Origin of the sequence: Barnesiella sp. ET7, assembly GCF_024733785.1 — a bacterium.
GTDB classification, from domain to species: Bacteria; Bacteroidota; Bacteroidia; order Bacteroidales; family Barnesiellaceae; genus Barnesiella; species Barnesiella merdigallinarum.
The window spans coordinates 32,359-50,074 of record NZ_JANRHM010000021.1 but is presented as its reverse complement, the minus strand read 5'-3'; the positions used below and the strand labels follow the sequence as shown (position 1 = coordinate 50,074).

The 17,716-nt window shown below is 54.6% G+C and carries 15 protein-coding genes; 8 read left to right on the top strand and 7 right to left on the bottom strand.

All coding sequences use genetic code 11. The annotated features are described in order from the left end of the window. Nucleotides 1-174: 174 nt before the first annotated feature. The 3 genes from NW211_RS12205 (at nt 175) to NW211_RS12195 (ending at nt 1,948) form a co-directional block, all read left to right on the top strand. Nucleotides 175-366: a hypothetical protein gene (locus tag NW211_RS12205; RefSeq protein WP_258328006.1), complete on the top strand. Its 192-nt coding sequence runs from the start codon at nt 175-177 to the stop codon at nt 364-366. A gap of 29 nt (nt 367-395) precedes the next feature. Next, nucleotides 396-995, top strand: a complete 600-nt coding sequence (locus tag NW211_RS12200) for an OmpH family outer membrane protein (protein WP_258328005.1) — start codon at nt 396-398, stop codon at nt 993-995. Nucleotides 996-1,087: 92 nt separating this feature from the next. Then, nucleotides 1,088-1,948, top strand: coding sequence for an SGNH/GDSL hydrolase family protein (locus NW211_RS12195; RefSeq protein WP_258328004.1), 861 nt, complete (start codon nt 1,088-1,090; stop codon nt 1,946-1,948). Between the two features lie 53 nt (nt 1,949-2,001). On the opposite strand, the gene radC is transcribed toward NW211_RS12195, so the two are convergent. The 3 genes from radC to efp form a co-directional block, all read right to left on the bottom strand. Beyond that, nucleotides 2,002-2,703, bottom strand: a complete 702-nt coding sequence (gene radC, locus NW211_RS12190) for a DNA repair protein RadC (protein ID WP_258328003.1) — start codon at nt 2,701-2,703, stop codon at nt 2,002-2,004. A gap of 2 nt (nt 2,704-2,705) precedes the next feature. Then, a complete protein-coding gene (locus NW211_RS12185; protein ID WP_258328002.1) occupies nt 2,706-3,701 on the bottom strand; it encodes a glycosyltransferase in 996 nt (331 codons plus the stop codon). Between the two features lie 233 nt (nt 3,702-3,934). Further along, the gene (gene efp, locus NW211_RS12180; RefSeq protein WP_008862476.1) at nt 3,935-4,498 is read right to left on the bottom strand and encodes an elongation factor P; all 564 of its coding nucleotides are present in this window, start codon (nt 4,496-4,498) and stop codon (nt 3,935-3,937) included. 187 nt (nt 4,499-4,685) lie between these two features. Here efp and rpmH point away from each other — a divergent pair, with 187 nt between their 5' ends. Then, nucleotides 4,686-4,841, top strand: coding sequence for a 50S ribosomal protein L34 (rpmH, locus tag NW211_RS12175; RefSeq protein WP_008862477.1), 156 nt, complete (start codon nt 4,686-4,688; stop codon nt 4,839-4,841). 86 nt (nt 4,842-4,927) lie between these two features. Here rpmH and NW211_RS12170 read toward each other — a convergent pair whose 3' ends face one another. The 4 genes from NW211_RS12170 to NW211_RS12155 form a co-directional block, all read right to left on the bottom strand. Continuing rightward, nucleotides 4,928-6,229 (bottom strand): phosphatase PAP2 family protein, encoded by a 1,302-nt coding sequence (locus NW211_RS12170; protein ID WP_258328001.1) that lies wholly within the window; start codon nt 6,227-6,229, stop codon nt 4,928-4,930. Nucleotides 6,230-6,325: 96 nt separating this feature from the next. Beyond that, complete coding sequence (locus tag NW211_RS12165) at nt 6,326-9,583, bottom strand: exodeoxyribonuclease V subunit beta (protein ID WP_258328000.1); 3,258 nt, start codon at nt 9,581-9,583, stop codon at nt 6,326-6,328. A gap of 13 nt (nt 9,584-9,596) precedes the next feature. Beyond that, a complete protein-coding gene (locus NW211_RS12160; protein WP_258327999.1) occupies nt 9,597-9,941 on the bottom strand; it encodes a translation initiation factor in 345 nt (114 codons plus the stop codon). Between the two features lie 206 nt (nt 9,942-10,147). Further along, the gene (locus NW211_RS12155) at nt 10,148-11,821 is read right to left on the bottom strand and encodes a T9SS type A sorting domain-containing protein (protein WP_258327998.1); all 1,674 of its coding nucleotides are present in this window, start codon (nt 11,819-11,821) and stop codon (nt 10,148-10,150) included. Between the two features lie 289 nt (nt 11,822-12,110). Between NW211_RS12155 and porU the strand changes: the two genes are divergently transcribed. From porU to NW211_RS12135, 4 genes are all read left to right on the top strand, one after another. Further along, entirely contained in the window at nt 12,111-15,539 is a 3,429-nt protein-coding gene (porU, locus tag NW211_RS12150; RefSeq protein ID WP_258327997.1) for a type IX secretion system sortase PorU, read from the top strand. Between the two features lie 40 nt (nt 15,540-15,579). Then, a complete protein-coding gene (locus NW211_RS12145) occupies nt 15,580-16,197 on the top strand; it encodes an NYN domain-containing protein (RefSeq protein WP_258327996.1) in 618 nt (205 codons plus the stop codon). Nucleotides 16,198-16,431: 234 nt separating this feature from the next. Next, the gene (locus NW211_RS12140) at nt 16,432-17,079 is read left to right on the top strand and encodes a redox-sensing transcriptional repressor Rex (protein WP_258327995.1); all 648 of its coding nucleotides are present in this window, start codon (nt 16,432-16,434) and stop codon (nt 17,077-17,079) included. Nucleotides 17,080-17,085: 6 nt separating this feature from the next. Next, a complete protein-coding gene (locus tag NW211_RS12135) occupies nt 17,086-17,703 on the top strand; it encodes a fumarylacetoacetate hydrolase family protein (RefSeq protein WP_258327994.1) in 618 nt (205 codons plus the stop codon). Nucleotides 17,704-17,716 lie beyond the last annotated feature (13 nt).

Genomic DNA, 17,716 nt, shown 5'->3' with positions numbered 1-17,716 from the left:
GCACAGCAAAGACGGCCGTAAGGCATACACAACCAACACGTTTGTTTCTGCCCGCTCGGGGGTCTTTGTTTTACTATACAAATATAGTGAAAGGGAAGTGCAAAGACAAATGAAAACCGAGTTTTCAAATTGTGAAAAGCCCAACCGGCCATCTGTATTTTAATATTGGAAAGAATGTGGACAATTATCCTTTTTACCGCAGGGTTTCTTGCACTGGCAGTCGTACTGCTGGGCGTACGGGTCTTCTTCGTAAAAGGTGGACGTTTCCCCAGCCCGCACATCAGCGACAACAAATATCTGCGTAAAAAAGGAATTTCCTGCGCCGTCTCGACCGATGCTCAGGAGAGGAAGGAGAAACTTGTATAACGATATAAAATTTTAGACTGATAAATAACATGAAGACTTTTACCCTTGCAATCCGGACTGTAGCTGTGATTGCCGTTTCTTTATTGATGGTACAATGCGGCAACAAACAAAACGCATCGAATCAACCCTCCAACAGCACCGCATCGTCGGCCTCCTTCGAAGGGAAATTACCCATCGCTTACATCAACGTAGATTCTTTGCTCTCCAAATACAACTATGCAAAAGATCTCAACGAAAAGATGATCAACAAACAGGAGAACGCCCGCGCCTCAATCAACGAAAAGGCCCGGCAGTTGAAGAAAGAGCAGGACGACTTCCAACGCAAATACCAGAACAACGCTTTCCTCTCGCCCGAAAGAGCTCAACAGGAGTACCAACGCCTCGAAAAGAAAGCTGCCGACCTGCAAGAGTACGCTCAACGCCTCGACAACGAGAACATGCTCGAGCAACAAAAGATGCTCATGCAGATGAACGACTCGATCAACACCTTCATCAAAGAGTATAACCAAGAGAAAAAATACGAGGCTATCTTCAACAACGCCAGCACACTCTACATCAATCCCGCCTACGACATCACCAACGAGGTTGTCGAGTTGCTGAACAAGCGCTACGCCGCCGCTAAAAAATAAGATTACAAAACATTTTCCATAAGACAGGGAAGGGCTGTGTCGAAAACAATTTCAGGCGCAGCCCTTCTTCATTACAACAACAATCACACGGCATGACAGCAATTCGCTCCATTCTCTCCATCGGCATCGGACTGATGCTGCTGACCGGTTGCCAGCAGCAAGAGCAGGTTCAACCCGAAGCCCCCGCATCACTCGTCGGGAAACAACTGGTTGCCCTGGGCAACAGCATCACGGCACCCAGCGACTCGTGGGCCTGGGTCACGGCCCAACACTTCGACATGTCACTGACCAACCTGGCCGTGTCGAGTGCCTGTTGGATTGACTACCCCGGGACAGCAGTCGACACCAACCCCCAACCTGTATACGACGGCAACAACACCAACAACGTCATCTCCAACCAGGTATTCCGCCTCCTGCAAATGGTCGTCCCCGAGGGAACGGTCATTCCCGAAACCGAGGGCGAACCATTTCACAGCGACACCCCTGCGCCGCTCGTTGGGCACAAGCAGGCCGGCTCTGATTTCGGCCCCTTCCTCGTGATTATCTCGTGCGGTACAAACGACTCGGGCAACGGAGTTATCGGCGACATCTCCGAGCTGGAGAAGCCCTACAACGAAGCCAACCGTGAGACCCTCTACGGAGCCATCAACTGGGCCGTATCGGCAATACGAAAATATTGCCCCGAGACTCAAATCATACTGCTCACCCCCATACAGCGCGCTCCTATGGTCGACCGCTTACCCCTGTTTGTCGAGGCCATACAACTGGCGGGCGAAAAACTGGGCTGCCCCACCATCGACATGTACAACGAGTCGGGAATCACCGAAGCCGAAGAATCGCAAGGGCACAAATACCTCTACGACGGCTTGCACCCCAACGCCGAAGGGAGCCGGCTGATGGGAGCAACCGTCATTCGCCACCTCGAAAGTCTATATCCGACAGAAAAGAAATAAGAAAAACAGGCCACTCCCATGGCCCAAAAGATTGAGGGAAGAGCGACAATGTTTTACAGCCTCCCCTCGTCGGCATAGCTGAAGTACCCCTCTTCGCCCACGATGATATGGTCGAGCACCGCCATATCGAAGAGGGCGGCAGCCGCCTTTATCTTGGCCGTCACCTTGTCGTCGGCCGCACTGGGTGTGAGATTGTTCGAGGGGTGGTTGTGACACAGGATCAGGGCCGAGGCCAACTGCTGCAAGGCCGACCGCATAATCAGCTTCACATCGACTACTGTCGCCGCAGTGCCACCCTGGCTTACCCGCAAGGTATCAATTACCCGGTTGGCCCGGTTGAGCAGGAGCACCCAGAACTCCTCGTGCGGCAAGTCAATCATTTGCCCCCGCATGAGGCTGTACACATCGGCACTATGGGTAATAGCAGGACGCCTGGGCAACTCCTCGTCGCGCCTGCGGCGCCCTATTTCCAACGCCGCCATAATGGTAATGGCCTTGGCTTCGCCTATCCCTTTGAACGGTTTCACGAAATCGTCTATCCCATATTTACCCAGCCGGTTCAGGCTGTTGCCTGCCGCATTGAGAATGCGTTGCGACAGCTCCACCGCCGTCTCGTCGACATTGCCCGACCCAATGAGAATCGCTATCAGCTCGGCATTGCTCAAGGAGCGGATACCGTGCAGCATCATCTTTTCGCGCGGACGGTCTTCGGCCGCCCACTCGGTTATCTTCAACTTGTCGCGCTTGCGGTCCATGGCTACTTTCCTTTACGCAGGCGCACCTCTTCGGCTTCGTCCCGACCACGACCAAGAATCACCTTCAAGAAGTAGGCTTTCAAGAAACCCACACCATATCCGCACAATTGTATGAGACTGGCTACCACCGACAACGCGGCTATTTTGAGCCGCTTGTTCACGCACCACGACACGATAAAGACCGCCAACAGATAGGCAACCAACGGCAGAATGGCCGGCCACCAGAAGAGCGACCCTATAATCATGACCAACGCCCCTACGACAAAACAGGCCGGCAGCCAGTGCACAAGCTTCAGCGTATCGGGGTAAAGCAGGTAGAGCGAAATGCGCGACATCCCGAATATATAGACCTGCCTGAAAAACAGCCGCAGGTTCACCCTGCGCTTGTGGTAGACAAAGGCATCGCGTATGAGGGTAATGGAGAATCCGGCCTGACGGATGCGGGTACTCATGTCGATGTCCTCGCTGAACATCTCGCGGAATCCGCCCACCCGCTCGTAGACCTCACGCGAAAAGCCCATGTTGAAGGTACGCGGGGTAAACTTCTCGAGCTGGACCTTCCCGCCCCGGATACCGCCCGTAGTGAGAAACGAGGTCATCGAATAGTTGATAGCCTTCTGCACATCGCTGAACGAGTCGTGAGCAGCATCGGGACCTCCGAAACAGTCGGTATAGTGCCGTTGCAAGGCCGCACTCAGCACCTCGAAGTAACGGGCCGGTATCACGCAATCGGAATCGAAAAAGATAAAATAGCGACCCGATGCCCGCTCCATACCGTAGTTGCGAGCAATGCTACGCCCCTCGTTCTCCTTATAATAGTAGTGTATGTCGACCGATGACTCGTAACGCGCCACGGCATCGGCACACCGCACGGTCGAACCATCTTCGACCAAGACGATTTCAAAATCCTTACAGGTTTGTTGCGACAGGCTCGCGAGCAGGTCGCTCACTTCGTCGGGCCGGTTGTATACCGGTACAATAATCGAGAAATAGGGCATAACGGTAATATTCTGTTTCGTACAAATATATAAAAAGGTAAGTGCAGAAACAAATGAGAAAACAAGTTTTCAAATTCGACTATGCCGAACCGGCTCCTATATCCGTGAAACAGATATACATCTTTCATCTCAAACACCCATCCAAGAGCTGGGCCGAAACATATCGGGCACAAAAAAACGGGCCCCGTTTGCACGAGACCCGTTTTTTATGGCATGAATGCGGAATCGATTCTTTATTTGGCACGCTCGATATACGAACCGTCGCGAGTATCGACTACAATCATCTCGCCCGTTTCGATAAAGAGAGGTACACGTACCGTAGCACCCGTCTCGACCGTAGCCGGTTTGGTGGTATTGGTAGCGGTATCGCCTTTGAGACCCGGCTCGGTGTAGGTCACCTCGAGCTGTACCTTTACCGGCAATTCGGCAAAGAGCACCGTCTCGGTCGAAGCATCGGAAACCACCTCGACAACCATACCCTCTTTCAGGAAGTCTACACCCGTGATAAGGTCTTTGTTGATAATCAGGTCGTCCCAAGTCTCCTGATTGAGGAAGTGATAGTGTTCACCCTCGTTGTACGAGAACTGATACGGACGACGTTCTACCCGTACATCTTCCAGTTTTTCACCGATATTGAAGCGGCGTTCAAGCACACGACCCGATACCACATCTTTGAGTTTGGTACGCATAATCGTGTTTCCCTTACCCGGTTTTACATGTAAAAATTCTACACAGAAATAGAGCTTTCCGTCCAAACGGATACAGGTTCCGTTTTTAATGTCTTGCGAGTTAATCATACTTTGTATACTGTTTTGTATTTATATTATTCTTTGTTTCTGAACTTTCGAGGTACAAAAGTAAACTAAATCAATAAAATCTCAAAAAGAAAATCCCCAAAAATGGGTAATCTCTTGGTTTATTAAAAAAAAGTATCTATTTTTGCAGTCCGAAAAAAGGAATAATAACGATAAAAATATAACGGCAATGAAAAGAACATTTCAACCTTCGAACAGAAAAAGAATTAACAAACACGGATTCCGTTTGAGAATGTCTACTGCAAACGGTCGTCGCGTACTGGCCAGCCGTCGTGCAAAAGGTCGTGCTAAATTGACGGTTTCGGACGAAAGACATCCTTTCTAAAAAAATTTATCCGACATATGAAACGGGGCTGTATCCGACGATACAGCCCCGTTTCATATTATATCGGCTCCTCCGGCCGATACCTGTCAGAACAGAATATTGGCCGAAGCTCCCCACGTGAGCGACCGGATAGCACTACTCCCCGAGCGGGCCTCCGAAACGCCCAACTCCTGCGAGGGCAACAGGCTGTACGAGACCAAGGCCGAGGTGTAGTCACAAAAGAAACGGGCCCCGAAGTTGCGCTTCATCATGTAACCAATCGACACACCGGTACTCCATACGAAGCTGTTGCGACCAAATTCGATAGACTCACAGTTCAGGGCATTCGACGGGATATAGTTGTACCCGGCCAATACCTTTCCGCCCAACGACCAGCGACTCGAACAGGGATATTGCAAGTAAACACCGGCCATGGCCCGCCCCTCGTCGATAGGTTCCAGTGCTGCATCGGGCCGGGTATTGAGCGAAACCGGAATATTCGACACCGTAGCCAAACCACCGCACCCGATGTATTTGTTGAAGAAATAGGCTCCCTCCACACCTATCCGGCTGCCAATGCCGGTATTGAGTTTCATGCCGTTACCGAGGCCTATACGTCCCAGCCCCGACGAAAAGCCCATGTAGAGGCCCACAAACGAAGGCTTCTCGAGCAAAGGGTAGTAGGTAGGATCGAGATTCAAACCCTTGTCTTTGAATATCAGATCGGCCAGGTAATAGCCCAGTTCGGTCGACAGGATACCGATGCCGGCACCGGCCAGTACATCGGAAACCCAGTGACGATTGTTCAACTGCCGGCTTACGCCGGTTACCGCTGCTACCGTAAAAGCCGAGATGCTGTACCAGGGACTGCGGTCGCCATACTCCTTGTGCAGCATCATGGCCGTCATAAAGGCCGTAGCCGTATGGCCCGAGGGGAACGACTTGTAGTTGCTGCCGTCGGGGCGCTGCACATGCGCCGTATATTTGACGGTGTTGACAACCGTAGCCATGATGGCGGCCGAAAAGGCATCGGATACCAGCATGCGCCCCCACGAACTGCGACTCTCTACGCCGAAGCCTTTCAGCCCCAGCATCACCACAGCCGGAGCATACTGCAGGTAATTGTCATACTCGTATTTGAACTTGGGTACATAGTCGTTACGCAACTGGCGGAAACGCTCGCGCCCCGGTATGGTAGCCACACCGGCAACCACCAGGGGCACCCCTACGTAAGTCATCTGGAAGCCCTTGGTCGAGGTAAACCGGTCGACCTTCTGGTTGAACCGCTGCCACGAGTTGAGCGGCCGTACATCGATTGTCGTATCGCGGGCTACGGACTGGAGCGTGATTTCGGCACGTGCCGGTAGCATGGACAGGACCACGACAACGGCAATCCACAATCTTGTCATGTGTTTCATCTTGTTTAAAAAACTTTTAGCATAACGGTATTACCGCACAAAGGTAAGGGCAATTATGCGGTATATCCAAAAAACAGAGCCTTGTATTTACTCGACCGCCTCTATCTTTCCCAACGAAAGATACCAGATGAAGCCCGACACGCGGGCATACCCCATCTCGCCAATCAGCTGCATGTAGGTGCGCACCTGCTTCTTGTAGGACGAACGCTCTATCGCACCGAACTTATAGTCGATTACCACCACCTCGTCGGGGGTCTCGACCACGCGGTCGGGCCGATAGAACGAGCCGTCGGCCTGCAAGATTTCCCGCTCGCTCCACACCTTGGCCCCGGGCAGAAACCACGACCTTACCCGCTCGTCACCCAGCCACGCCTCGAGTTTCTCGAGGGTTTCGGCTGCCTCGGCTGCCGAGAGTTCGCCGGTCTGTACAAAGGACTCGACCGTCTCGTCCAGACGATCGAGGGTATCGACCTCGCTCAAGATGCGGTGCATCAGGGTACCGTAGGCGCGGTCGTTACCCTCGCCAAAGACACCCTTGCCCTGCAACCGCAAGTGCAGCCGGTTGCCCGGCTCAATCGAGCGATAGGGCCCCGAGAGTAGCGTCAAGGCCGTCGATTCCGCCGTCGGCCGCACCTCGGCCCGCCAGTCGCTCCCCTCCTCGTAGTGCAGGTCTCCCCCATCGCCTCCGTCGGGGAAAAGTATCTCGTTCAACAACGCCGATATGCTGCCCACACTCTCCCGTTTGCCCCGGTTCTTCTGGGCCGGAGCGAAGATATGCAGCTCTTCACCGGCGCGGGTAAAGGCCACATAGGCCACGTTGAGGTTGTCGATATAGGCGTGCATCTTCTCGTCGAAATATTCGGTAGCGTAGTAGGTCTGGGCCAGCCGGCTGCCATACCGCAGGGGCAACACGGGAATCTGCGAGAAGGGCTCGCCCTGTGTGCGGCACCAGATGAAGTTGGTCTTGTCGGTACGGTGGTCGAGTTTCCAGTTGCAGAACGGGATAATCACCACCTTGAACTCCAGCCCCTTCGACTTGTGTATGGTCATCACCCGCATGGCATCCTGCTCTTGCGGGGTCGTGACCGAGAGCTTGTCTTCGTTGTCGTCCCACCAGGCCAGGAACGAAGCCAAATCGGCCGTATGCGTGCGGCAATACTCCAGCACATAATCCTGGAATGCCTGTATATAGACCCGCTCGCCCCGCTCGTCGTCGACCTGGGCAAAGCGGGCGATAATGCGCTCGCACATTTCGTAGAGCGGCTCCTTGCGCACACTCTCGACAAAGCGCATGAAGTCGTCGTCGAGGTGTTGCCCCACATCGCCGCGACGCTCGAAGTAGGTGAGTATCGCGGCCGTCTCGTCGCTGCCGGCAGCCTGCTGCCGGTTGTACTCATAGACTGCCATCACCCGGTTCAACTCGTCCGAGGGGTTCTGGATATAGCGCAGAATACCCACCAGCAGCCCGATGACCGGCGAGTTCTTGATGAGTAGAGACTCGCTCGAGATGACATCGAACCGGTAGCGCGGGTCGCTGTTCTCTTCGTTGAGGCGCAACAGCAGGTCGACCAGCAGCGTACCCTCGCGGGCCGTACGGGTGAGGAAGGTTATATCGCCGGGCGAATAGCCCCGGTCCTGCAACTCGCGCAACAGATCGGGGATACGAGCCAGAGCCTCTTCACAAAAGTCGTCGCGGGTATCGGCCTCCCACATCGTCACCGACACCCGTCCACCCCGTGCAAGGTTCGAACCGCACACCCGTTGCGCTATATCGGCATAGGCCTTGCGCACCTTCACCTCGAAACTGCCATCGACCAGAGCCGACTCGGCCACCTCACTCTCCAGCCCCTGTTGCAACCGCTCGGCCGCCTGACCGAATATCCGGTTGTTGAACTCGACTATGCGTGCACAACTGCGGTAGTTGGTATCCATCGTCCGCTCCTCGTACTGCGACGGGCGGAAACGCGATTGAACCCCCTCGTTCAGCAGCGACCAATCGGAGTTTCTCCACCGGTAGATGCTCTGCTTCACGTCGCCCACAATCAGGTCGGTATAGTCGTGGCTGAGACTCTCGCCGATAAGCGGCGCAAAATTGCCCCACTGCAGATTCGAGGTATCCTGAAACTCGTCGATCATAAAGTGGTTGACCCGGGTCCCTATCTTTTCGTAGATAAAGGGGGCATCGTTCTCGTTGATTACCTCGTTGAGAATACCGGCCGTATCGGAGAGCAGCAGCACGTTGTGCTCCCGTTCATACTCCTCGATGCGGCGGTCTATATCGACCAGAATGCCCAGGGCATAGATATATTTCGAGCTCTGTACCGCCGTATTGTAGCGCACATAGGGCTCGCCGAAGGCATCGACAATCGTCTGCATCACCGGGTTGAGCTCGGCATACAGGGCATCGAAGCACCCGGGCCGGCTGCTTTTGACGAACCAGTTGTCGCCGTTGTCGACATTTCCCCTGAAGGTTGCGGTAGGCGGGTCGAATTTTCCGCCGGCCAACTTGTCGAAATAGAAAGCCCACGAATTACTCTTACCCTTGAAACTCTCGGCTGCCACACCGTGCCGGTCGAGCACCTCGCGGCCCGTCTCGCCCAACTCGCGCAAGAGCGACTCATACTCGCTCTTCACCCGGCGCATCTCGCGCAAATAGCGGTCGAGCACCGTTTTGTCCTTGATCTGGGCGAGAATCGACTCGCGGAAAAGTTTGTAATTCTCCTTCGACAACTCGCCGGCCAACTCGCGCAGGTCGTCCTTGCGGTCGGCCCGGTTGCCCAGGCTCCACCAGTTGCCCGACTCGATACGCTCCTCGGCATAATGCACCAGCCAGTTGAGCAGCCCCTTCTGGCCGTCGTCGGAGAGGTCGGAATACATGCGGTCGATAGCCGAAGCGGTGACGAAATCGTTGTCCATCTCCACCTCGAAACTCCCCTGCAACCCCACCTCGCGGGTGAAGTTGCGCAACACCTGCTGGAAAAAGCGGTCGATGGTACTGATGTTGAAGTAGGAAAAGTCGTGCAGCAGCACATACAGCGTATCGGCCGCCGTCGCCTGCACCTGCTCGGGACCACAGCCAAACAGCCGCGTCAGCTCACCCAGGTAGGGCGACCGCCCGGTGTGGTGAGCCAGCAGGTCGAGCTGCGCCACGATGCGGTGCTTCATCTCCTCGGTGGCCTTGTTGGTAAAGGTCACCGCCAGGATGCGCCGATGCGCCGAATCGCTCTTGCGGTAGATGCGATAGTGCCCCTCTTCGTCGCGGTAGCCCAACAGCAGTTTTATGTATTCGAGCGTGAGGGTATAGGTCTTTCCCGACCCGGCCGATGCCTTGTAGATGTGCAGCATAGCGATACTCCTCTCAGATTATGCGGGCCCGATACCCGTCGGCCAGCAACAGTTCCAGTACCTTCTGGCGGAAGTCGCCCTGTATCAAAATCTCGCCGTCCTTGTCCGAGCCACCCACGCCACACTTGGTCTTCAGCTTCTTGGCCAGCGTGTGCAGGTCGTCGGCCGTACCCACGAAACCTGTCACAAGGGTGACCGACTTGCCGTTTCGGTTGCGCTTGTCGAGCGAGATGCGCAACTTCTGACGGGCCGGTTCCAGCGTATCGGGTTCGACCTCTTCGTCGGTTTCGAACTTAAAATCGGGATTGGTCGAATAGACCACATTGAGCCTATCTTTCCAGTCGTTATTCTTTTTCATTGCTGTTGTTTCTTGGATTCATACTCTTGAACAAAGATAGCGAAAGGAGAGAGCAGAGACAAACGGGAAAACTTGTTTTTCAAGTTTGGCTATGCCGAACCGCATCCTATCTTCGTGTAACAAAGATAGTGAAAGGCGAGTGAAAATACAAAAAGAGGGAGCCCCCGTATGCAGGAGCTCCCTCGGTATGATGTGACTAAAATCGATTATTTCACGAATTTAACAACCTTTCCGTCTACTACGGCCATGTAAACGCCACCAGCCAAAGACGATACCGAAACGGCATCGACATCGGCAGCGCTCATCACTACACGTCCGCTCAGGTCGTAAACCTTCACGCTGTGTGCGCCTTCGGCATAGAGCACGCCGGCAGCATAGTAAACAGCCGTGGCTTCAACCTCGTCGATACCCGATACAACCTGGAAGGTAACGGCAATCGCTACGCTCTCCTCTTCGACCGTAAAGTAGTAATAGTTATCGTCTTCGTTGGCCGTGAGAGCCTCGCCGTTTTTCGTCACGGTGCTTACGGCATAACCTTCGGCAGCCGTAACAACGGCACGCAACTGAGTACCGTATGCAACCTGAGTAAGGTCGGCCACTTCGCTCCACGTGTTGTCACCCTCGTTGAGAGCCTGGATTTCTACCGAGCCCTTGTCGGCCGGAACATCTACCGTCACAGCGCCATATTGCGTGGCAGCACCCTCTTCGGCAATCTTGACTACATAGTCGCAGTAGTTCAACTCGGTAGCCGTCGTAGTGCAGGGATTTCCATCAAAGGTAGCGCCTTCGGCCGTTTTGCAGACAATGAAACGGATAACCACCATTTCGCCTACCGAGAGATCGGACGGGATGGTAATGGGGAAGGTTGCCGTCTTGTCGGTGGCCGAAGCCGTAGCACCCGATTGAGTGTCGTTATTTATATTGGTATAAAGTTCGCCCGTACCCGCGCCGTTGTACCAGCTACCCTGGTAAGTACCGAAAATCTTGTCGGCAGCACTCGGTGCTACATCGCTTCTCAACAGGAATACCGTCAAACTACCCCAGGCATCGGAATAAGTAACCTTCAGATCGAAGGTGGCACCGGGATTGGCCAGGATAGGATTGTCGCTGTTGGCCCAAGCCTGATTAGCATTCGTTCCGGTGGGAGTGAAAGTCAGCGGCGATTCGGCCAACAGGCCTACACCGTTCAGCACTTCGCCTTTAGTTTGGGCCCGCTTGTTACCGGTAGTACCGGCTGTGGGTTTGCCAAAGTCATCGTAGCTGGCCTCTACAACCGGTTCCGGTTCTACGACCGCATTGTTTTTCTCCAGCTTAAACGAAGTGAAAGCATAGTAAGCCCAACCCGAAACGGGGACATTGGCGGCAAACCCCATGTTGTAGTTGGCACTCTCGTCGGCCGTAAACACATAGGTATAATCGGCATAACTGTTTGTTAATTCCACGTTCTCACCCACAAATACCTTCTCGGCACTGGCAGGATCGCCCTTGGAATAGAAGAAGCCCAGGTTTCCCACATTCTTCGAGCTGGGATATTTTGCCCGGAACGTAAACCGATACTCACCCGGCTCGAGCGTACTCTTTATGCAGAAAAAGTCGCCACGATTTCCATTACTAATAAGATAGAGCGGATAAATGCCGTTTTCCTTATAATTGGCATTGTATTTCAACTCACCATCAGAACCGCGTCCCGGGATATTGGCATAATAATTTTCGGGCAGCGAAGCCAACAGTTCACTTGTTCCCATGGATGTCGTCGAGGTCAAATCTTCTTCACTTACCAAAGTCCAATCCCCTTGTGCATACGATAACGACACGCAGCCCATAAAGGCTACAACCGTCATTACCAACTTCTTAAAATTAAAAAAAGTAATTTTTTTCATAAGAATATTGTATTAGAAAACTGTATTTTTAATGACAAGCAAATGTAACATTTTTTATGCAATTCCTCAAATTTATAACAAAATTATCGGCCCGATAATCGCTAAAAAAACATTTTTTATCAATTGAACCAACAATCTACCCGGGCAACAACGATCGAGCCCGCTGTCAAAAACCACCATATCAATCTGTAAACCAAATATTTAAACTACATCTGAATATTCCAAATCAATCGACTATATTTTCACGCGACTGCAATAATCGCACGACTTCTCCGTTGTATAAGATACGATGAAAGCAATTATACGACACACACTATATATACCTCACCTGCTCACCCGGCTACAGCTATGGCTGTGCCTGAGCCTTATCGTACTGGCAACCGGCCCGTTGCAGGCACTGAATGCCAGCCGCTACGCCTCGCGGTCGCAGCTGGCCGACGGACGGTGGGTGAAGATTGCCGTTTCCGAATCGGGTATCCACCAAATCACCTACCGGGAGTTGAGCCGATGGGGATTCTCCAACCCGGCGGCCGTGACCATATACGGGTATGGCGGCGCCATGTTGCCCGAAACCTTCTCGGACGACGACCCCGACGACCTCGAACAGATACCCTCTCTGAATACAGGCTCCAAGATTCTTTTCTATGCACAAGGGCCCGTGACCTGGAGCTACAACGCCAAGACTCAGGAGTATGACCACGAGACCAACACCTACTCTACGGCCGGGTACTACTTCCTGACCGACAGCAAAAGCGCCACCGCCACCCTGGGCCAACGCGACGGCGGAGCCACGACGGGCATGACCGACATCACCTCGTTCGACGAGCATGCCGTCTACGAACAAGAGAGCTATTCGCCCGGCGCTACGGGCCGTGTATTCCTGGGCGAAGACTTCCGCTACACGACTTCGCGCAACTTCACCTTCGAACTTCCCGGTGTCGACAACTCGGAGGCGGTGAAACTGCGCACCTCGTTTGCCGCCAAAATTATAGGCGGCACCGGTAAACTGGTCTTCACCTATCAGGGGCAGACTCTGCCCGAAAGCTCGACCGACAACCTCGCCTCGGGCTCGGAGAGCTCTTACGAATTTTTCAAAGCTACCTCGACCCTCAAGGAGGTCAACCTCGACAGCGAGGAGCTGGCCTTCTCGCTACTGTTCAAGCAAAACGGGGGCAGCCTCTCCCTGGCCCGGCTCAACTACTTCCGCTTCAACTACAAACGCAAATTGCAACTCTATAACGGCAGCATCCAGTTCCGTCTGAAACAGGTGCCGCAAAACAGCTGCTACAACCTGCAGGGCTACACCTCGACCACGCAAATCTGGGACATCACCGACCCGCAGCGCCCGGTCGCCGTCACCCCCGCGGTGAGCGGCAGCAATGCCCGGTTCGTGCCCTTGCAGGCTCACGAAGAGTATGTGGCCTTCGATACCCAGGCCACCGTAGGCTCGGTGTCGTTTGTCGAGGCCGTTGCCAACCAGGACCTGCACGGCATGGCCACCCCCGACATGGTGATACTCACCCCCAAGGAGTACCTCTCCTACGCCCAAAGCATCGCCCAGCTGCATAGCCAGCTCGACGGCATGGAGGTGGCCGTCATCGACCACGAGAAGGTGTTCAACGAATTTTCGTCGGGTACCCCCGACGCCACGGCCTACCGCCGGCTGATGAAGATGTTTTTCGACCGTGAGGGAGGCGTCAACGGCAAACAGCTCTACCTGCTGCTGTTCGGCAAGGGACTCTACGACAATCGCAAGATAGGCGAGACCGGCAAGTACATCAAATACCCCACCCTGCTCACCTACCAGCACGGGAGCGGTAACGACGAGCGGGCCTCCTACACGACCGACGACTACTTCGGCTTTCTCGACGACGACTCGGGTACCCGCATCGCTGCCGACAAGCTGCGTGTGAGTGTGGGCCGTCTGCCCGTGAAAAGCGAACAGGAGGCTCAAGATATGGTAAACAAGCTGACCGCCTACGTGGCCAACACCGACAAAGGGTCGTGGAAAAACCAGGTGTGTGTCGTAGCCGACGACGAGAACTACGCCATCCACATGCAACAGGCCGAAGACATCTGCTCCATCTTCAAGAACAGCGACGCCCACTGCTTCATCAACAAAATCTACACCGATGCCTATACGGCCGAGATCACCTCGACCGGCCGCACCTATCCCTCGGCCAAGAAGAAACTCTTCCAGGTACTCGACGACGGAGTGCTCGTAGTCGACTACATCGGCCACGGCAGCACCGTGGCCTGGACCCACGAAGACCTGCTCAACATCACCGACATACAGTCGATGTATCTGAAACGGCTGCCCCTCTTCATCACCGCCACCTGCGACTTCGGCCGCTACGACCACGAGGATACCTCGGGCGGCGAGATTCTCTGCCTCAACCCCAGCGGCGGAGGCATCGCCCTCATCACCACCACCCGCGTGGTATACATCAGCGACAACCACTACCTCAACACGGGAGTGGCCAACCAGATATTCACGCGAAACGAAAACCACGAGTATCCCCGCCTGGGCGACATCCTGCGCGAGGCCAAGTGCAGCATACAACAGACCGACAGCAACAAACTGAACTATACCCTGTTGGGCGACCCGGCCCTGCGGCTGCTCTATCCCGACTATCAAATCAAGGTAACCGAAATCAACGGCTACGACATCACCCAGACGACGCCCACCATCCAGGCCCGCGACTCGGTATTCATCAAGGGCGAAATCTACACCCCGCAAGGGCAAAAGGCCACCGACTACAACGGCATCATCTGCCCCACGGTCTACGACTCGGAGGTATCGGTGGTGACCCACGGGTATGGAGAGGAGGGCAAAGCCTTCGAGTTCTCGGAGCGCAGCAACCGCCTCTATGTGGGCAAAGACTCGATTGTGGGGGGCGAGTTTGAAATCGCCTTCAAGGTGCCGCGCGAAATCAACTTTGCCGACGACAAGGGGCTGATAAACCTCTACAGCTACAACGACGCCGGCCAGGAGGGGAGCGGCAACGAATCGAACTTCGTCGTGGGCGGCTTCAACGACGACTCGAACGAAGACTTCGACGGGCCCGAGATTTACTACGCCTTCCTCAACTCGCAGGACTTCCAGAATGGCGATGTCGTGAACGAGTCGCCCCTGCTGGTAGCCGAGGTGTATGACCCCTCGGGTATCAACATCTCCGATGCAGGCATAGGCCACCAGATGACCGTCACGCTCGACAACCACACCATCTATACCGACGTGGCATCGTACTTCGACCCCGCCATCGGCGACTTCGGCCGCGGCTACATCAACTACCCGCTGAGCGACCTGAGCGAGGGCAACCACACCCTGCGGCTGAAGGTATGGGATACCGAGAACAACTCGTCGGAAATCGAAATCGCCTTTACCGTACAGGCCGGTCTGAAGCCCGTCATCTACGACCTCTATGCCGACCAGAACCCGGCCAGCACGTCGACCAACTTCTACCTGCGGCACAACCGCCCCGACGCCCTCATCAACGTGACCATCTCGGTCTACAACCTCATGGGCGTGGAGGTATGGCGATACACCGGCAAGGGACTCTCCGACATGTACCGCTCATACCCCGTCAACTGGGACTTGACCGACAGCAGCGGCCGACGGGTACCCGGCGGTATCTACCTCTACAAGGCCGTCATCTCGACCGACAACGAGCACGAGACCACCCGCTCGAAGAAGCTCTGCGTCACCGGGCAATAGCACGGTCTGAAAAAAGATTCGAACTTAACCATTACACACCATGAACAACACCTATCAATCGATTGGACTCTTTATCGACGGAGGTTACTACGCCAAGGTGAACGAAGCCTTGAGCGACCACTTCGACCTGAACATAAACCTGCGTGCCCTGATGACACTCATCCGGGAACAGATAGCCCGGATGAGCGGGGTGGCGCCCGCCTCGTGCCACATCACCGAGAGCCACTACTTCCGCGGCCGCTATCGGGTGAACAACGCCCACGACAAACGGCTGCTGTACAGCGAACGCAAGTTTGAGGACACGCTCATCGAAAACGACGTCATCTTCCACTACAAACACCTGCGCGAGATTCGCAAAGAGGGCGAGACAACCGTCATCGAGAAGGGCATCGACGTGTGGTTTGCCCTCGAAGCCTACGAGCTGGCCCTCTTCCGCAAGTTCGACTATGTGGTGCTGATTACGGGCGATGCCGACCACGAGATGCTCATCAAGAAACTCAAGGCACTTAAGATAGAGACCATCCTGCTCACCTGGGATGTCGAGGAGAACTCGAGCACCTCGGGCCTGCTCAAGGACGAGGCCTGCATACACCTCGAGATAAGCAAGCTGCTGGCCGAAGACCGCAATCTGCTCAAACGTCTCTGCCAGGCCGGATAGCCCCGGAGCCCGACCCTCCGGACCACAAACAGCAGAACCGCCTCGCACGAGCCGGGCGGCACCCGCTCCGCGACAAAAAAGAATGGCTAAAAAATCTTATTTGTCCCAAAATTCGGTATTTTATTATACCTTTGTAAATCAAATGAAACAGACCCTCTCCGGCATAATCGGGCGTGCACCCGTTTCTGCCGGCGGTTCGTCGTTTCGTTGTAGGGATAAAACAGATGAAAGAAGATGTACAGTTCTGATTCGAAATCTACCGTTAAGTTACCGGAGCCCTCGCTTCGCCGGCTCCCCTGGTATTTGGCTTACATCAAATTGCTGCAAACCAAAGGCGAGGAGTATGTCTCCTCCACACAGATAGCAAAAGAGATTGGCGTAGATTCGTCGAAAATAGCCAAGGATCTCTCATTTATCAACATCTCGGGGAAAACCCGGGTGGGATACGAAATCAATTCGCTGGTTGCCGTACTGGAAGAGTTTCTCGGATTCACCTCCATGCACAAGGCCTTCATCTTCGGGGTGGGCAGCCTGGGAGCCGCCCTCATGCAAGACTCGGGTCTGTCTCAATACGGGCTCGAGGTGGTAGCCGGCTTCGATGTCAAGCCCGAGCTGGCCGGCACCTTTGTCAACCACATACCCATCTACCACCTCTCCCAGTTTGCCCAAAAGCAAAAGGAGATGGGCGTGCAGATCGGGATTCTCACCGTCCCCATCGACAAAGCCCAAAGTGCTACCGAAGAGATGATTGCCGGAGGCATCAAGGCGATATGGAACTTCACCCCCTATCGTATACGCGTGCCCAAGCACATCGTCATCCAGAATACATCGATTTATGCCCATTTGGCCGTCATGTTCAACCGGCTGAACAACATCAAGTAACTGCCTATGAAAATTATTGCCGTTGGCTGGAACTATCAATCGCACAATGCCGAAATGGCCCAACAGGAGCTGCCGCAGGCACCCGTTGTATTTACCATGCCCGAGACCTCGCTGCTCAAAGAGGGGAAGCCCTTCTTCCTGCCCCAGTTTTCCAACCGCATCGAATACGAAACCGAACTGGTGTTCCACATCTCCCGCCTGGGGAAAAACATCGCCCCCAAGTTTGCCTACCGCTACTACGACGCCGTGACCGTAGGCATCGACTTCACGGCCCGCGACATACAGGCCGAGGCCCGGCGCACGGGCAACCCGTGGGACATCTCCAAGGGGTTCGACTACTCGGCTCCCATCGGCCGGTTCGTGCCGCTGCCCGAGATGCCGCCCAAGGCCGACAACATAGAGTTTTCCATGCGGTTGAACGGCGTCCCGGCGCAACAGGGCAACAGCCGCGACATGATTTTCTCGATCGACCGCATCATCGCCTACGTGAGCCAGTTCTATACCCTCAAAATCGGCGACATCATCTTTACGGGCACTCCCGCCGGAGTAGGCCCGGTGAAGATAGGCGACCACATCGAGGGGTTCATCGGCGATACCCGAGTGCTCGATTTCTTTGTCAAATAGCCCGTCCGTCACA

What these genes read in the sequence shown, in the direction of transcription:
- NW211_RS12205 (WP_258328006.1), top strand. Translation starts at nt 175, where the DNA reads ATGTGGACAATTATCCTTTTTACCGCAGGGTTTCTTGCACTGGCAGTC.
- NW211_RS12200 (WP_258328005.1), top strand. Translation starts at nt 396, where the DNA reads ATGAAGACTTTTACCCTTGCAATCCGGACTGTAGCTGTGATTGCCGTT.
- NW211_RS12195 (WP_258328004.1), top strand. Translation starts at nt 1,088, where the DNA reads ATGACAGCAATTCGCTCCATTCTCTCCATCGGCATCGGACTGATGCTG.
- radC (WP_258328003.1), bottom strand. Translation starts at nt 2,703, where the DNA reads ATGGACCGCAAGCGCGACAAGTTGAAGATAACCGAGTGGGCGGCCGAA.
- NW211_RS12185 (WP_258328002.1), bottom strand. Translation starts at nt 3,701, where the DNA reads ATGCCCTATTTCTCGATTATTGTACCGGTATACAACCGGCCCGACGAA.
- efp (WP_008862476.1), bottom strand. Translation starts at nt 4,498, where the DNA reads ATGATTAACTCGCAAGACATTAAAAACGGAACCTGTATCCGTTTGGAC.
- rpmH (WP_008862477.1), top strand. Translation starts at nt 4,686, where the DNA reads ATGAAAAGAACATTTCAACCTTCGAACAGAAAAAGAATTAACAAACAC.
- NW211_RS12170 (WP_258328001.1), bottom strand. Translation starts at nt 6,229, where the DNA reads ATGACAAGATTGTGGATTGCCGTTGTCGTGGTCCTGTCCATGCTACCG.
- NW211_RS12165 (WP_258328000.1), bottom strand. Translation starts at nt 9,583, where the DNA reads ATGCTGCACATCTACAAGGCATCGGCCGGGTCGGGAAAGACCTATACC.
- NW211_RS12160 (WP_258327999.1), bottom strand. Translation starts at nt 9,941, where the DNA reads ATGAAAAAGAATAACGACTGGAAAGATAGGCTCAATGTGGTCTATTCG.
- NW211_RS12155 (WP_258327998.1), bottom strand. Translation starts at nt 11,821, where the DNA reads ATGAAAAAAATTACTTTTTTTAATTTTAAGAAGTTGGTAATGACGGTT.
- porU (WP_258327997.1), top strand. Translation starts at nt 12,111, where the DNA reads ATGAAAGCAATTATACGACACACACTATATATACCTCACCTGCTCACC.
- NW211_RS12145 (WP_258327996.1), top strand. Translation starts at nt 15,580, where the DNA reads ATGAACAACACCTATCAATCGATTGGACTCTTTATCGACGGAGGTTAC.
- NW211_RS12140 (WP_258327995.1), top strand. Translation starts at nt 16,432, where the DNA reads ATGTACAGTTCTGATTCGAAATCTACCGTTAAGTTACCGGAGCCCTCG.
- NW211_RS12135 (WP_258327994.1), top strand. Translation starts at nt 17,086, where the DNA reads ATGAAAATTATTGCCGTTGGCTGGAACTATCAATCGCACAATGCCGAA.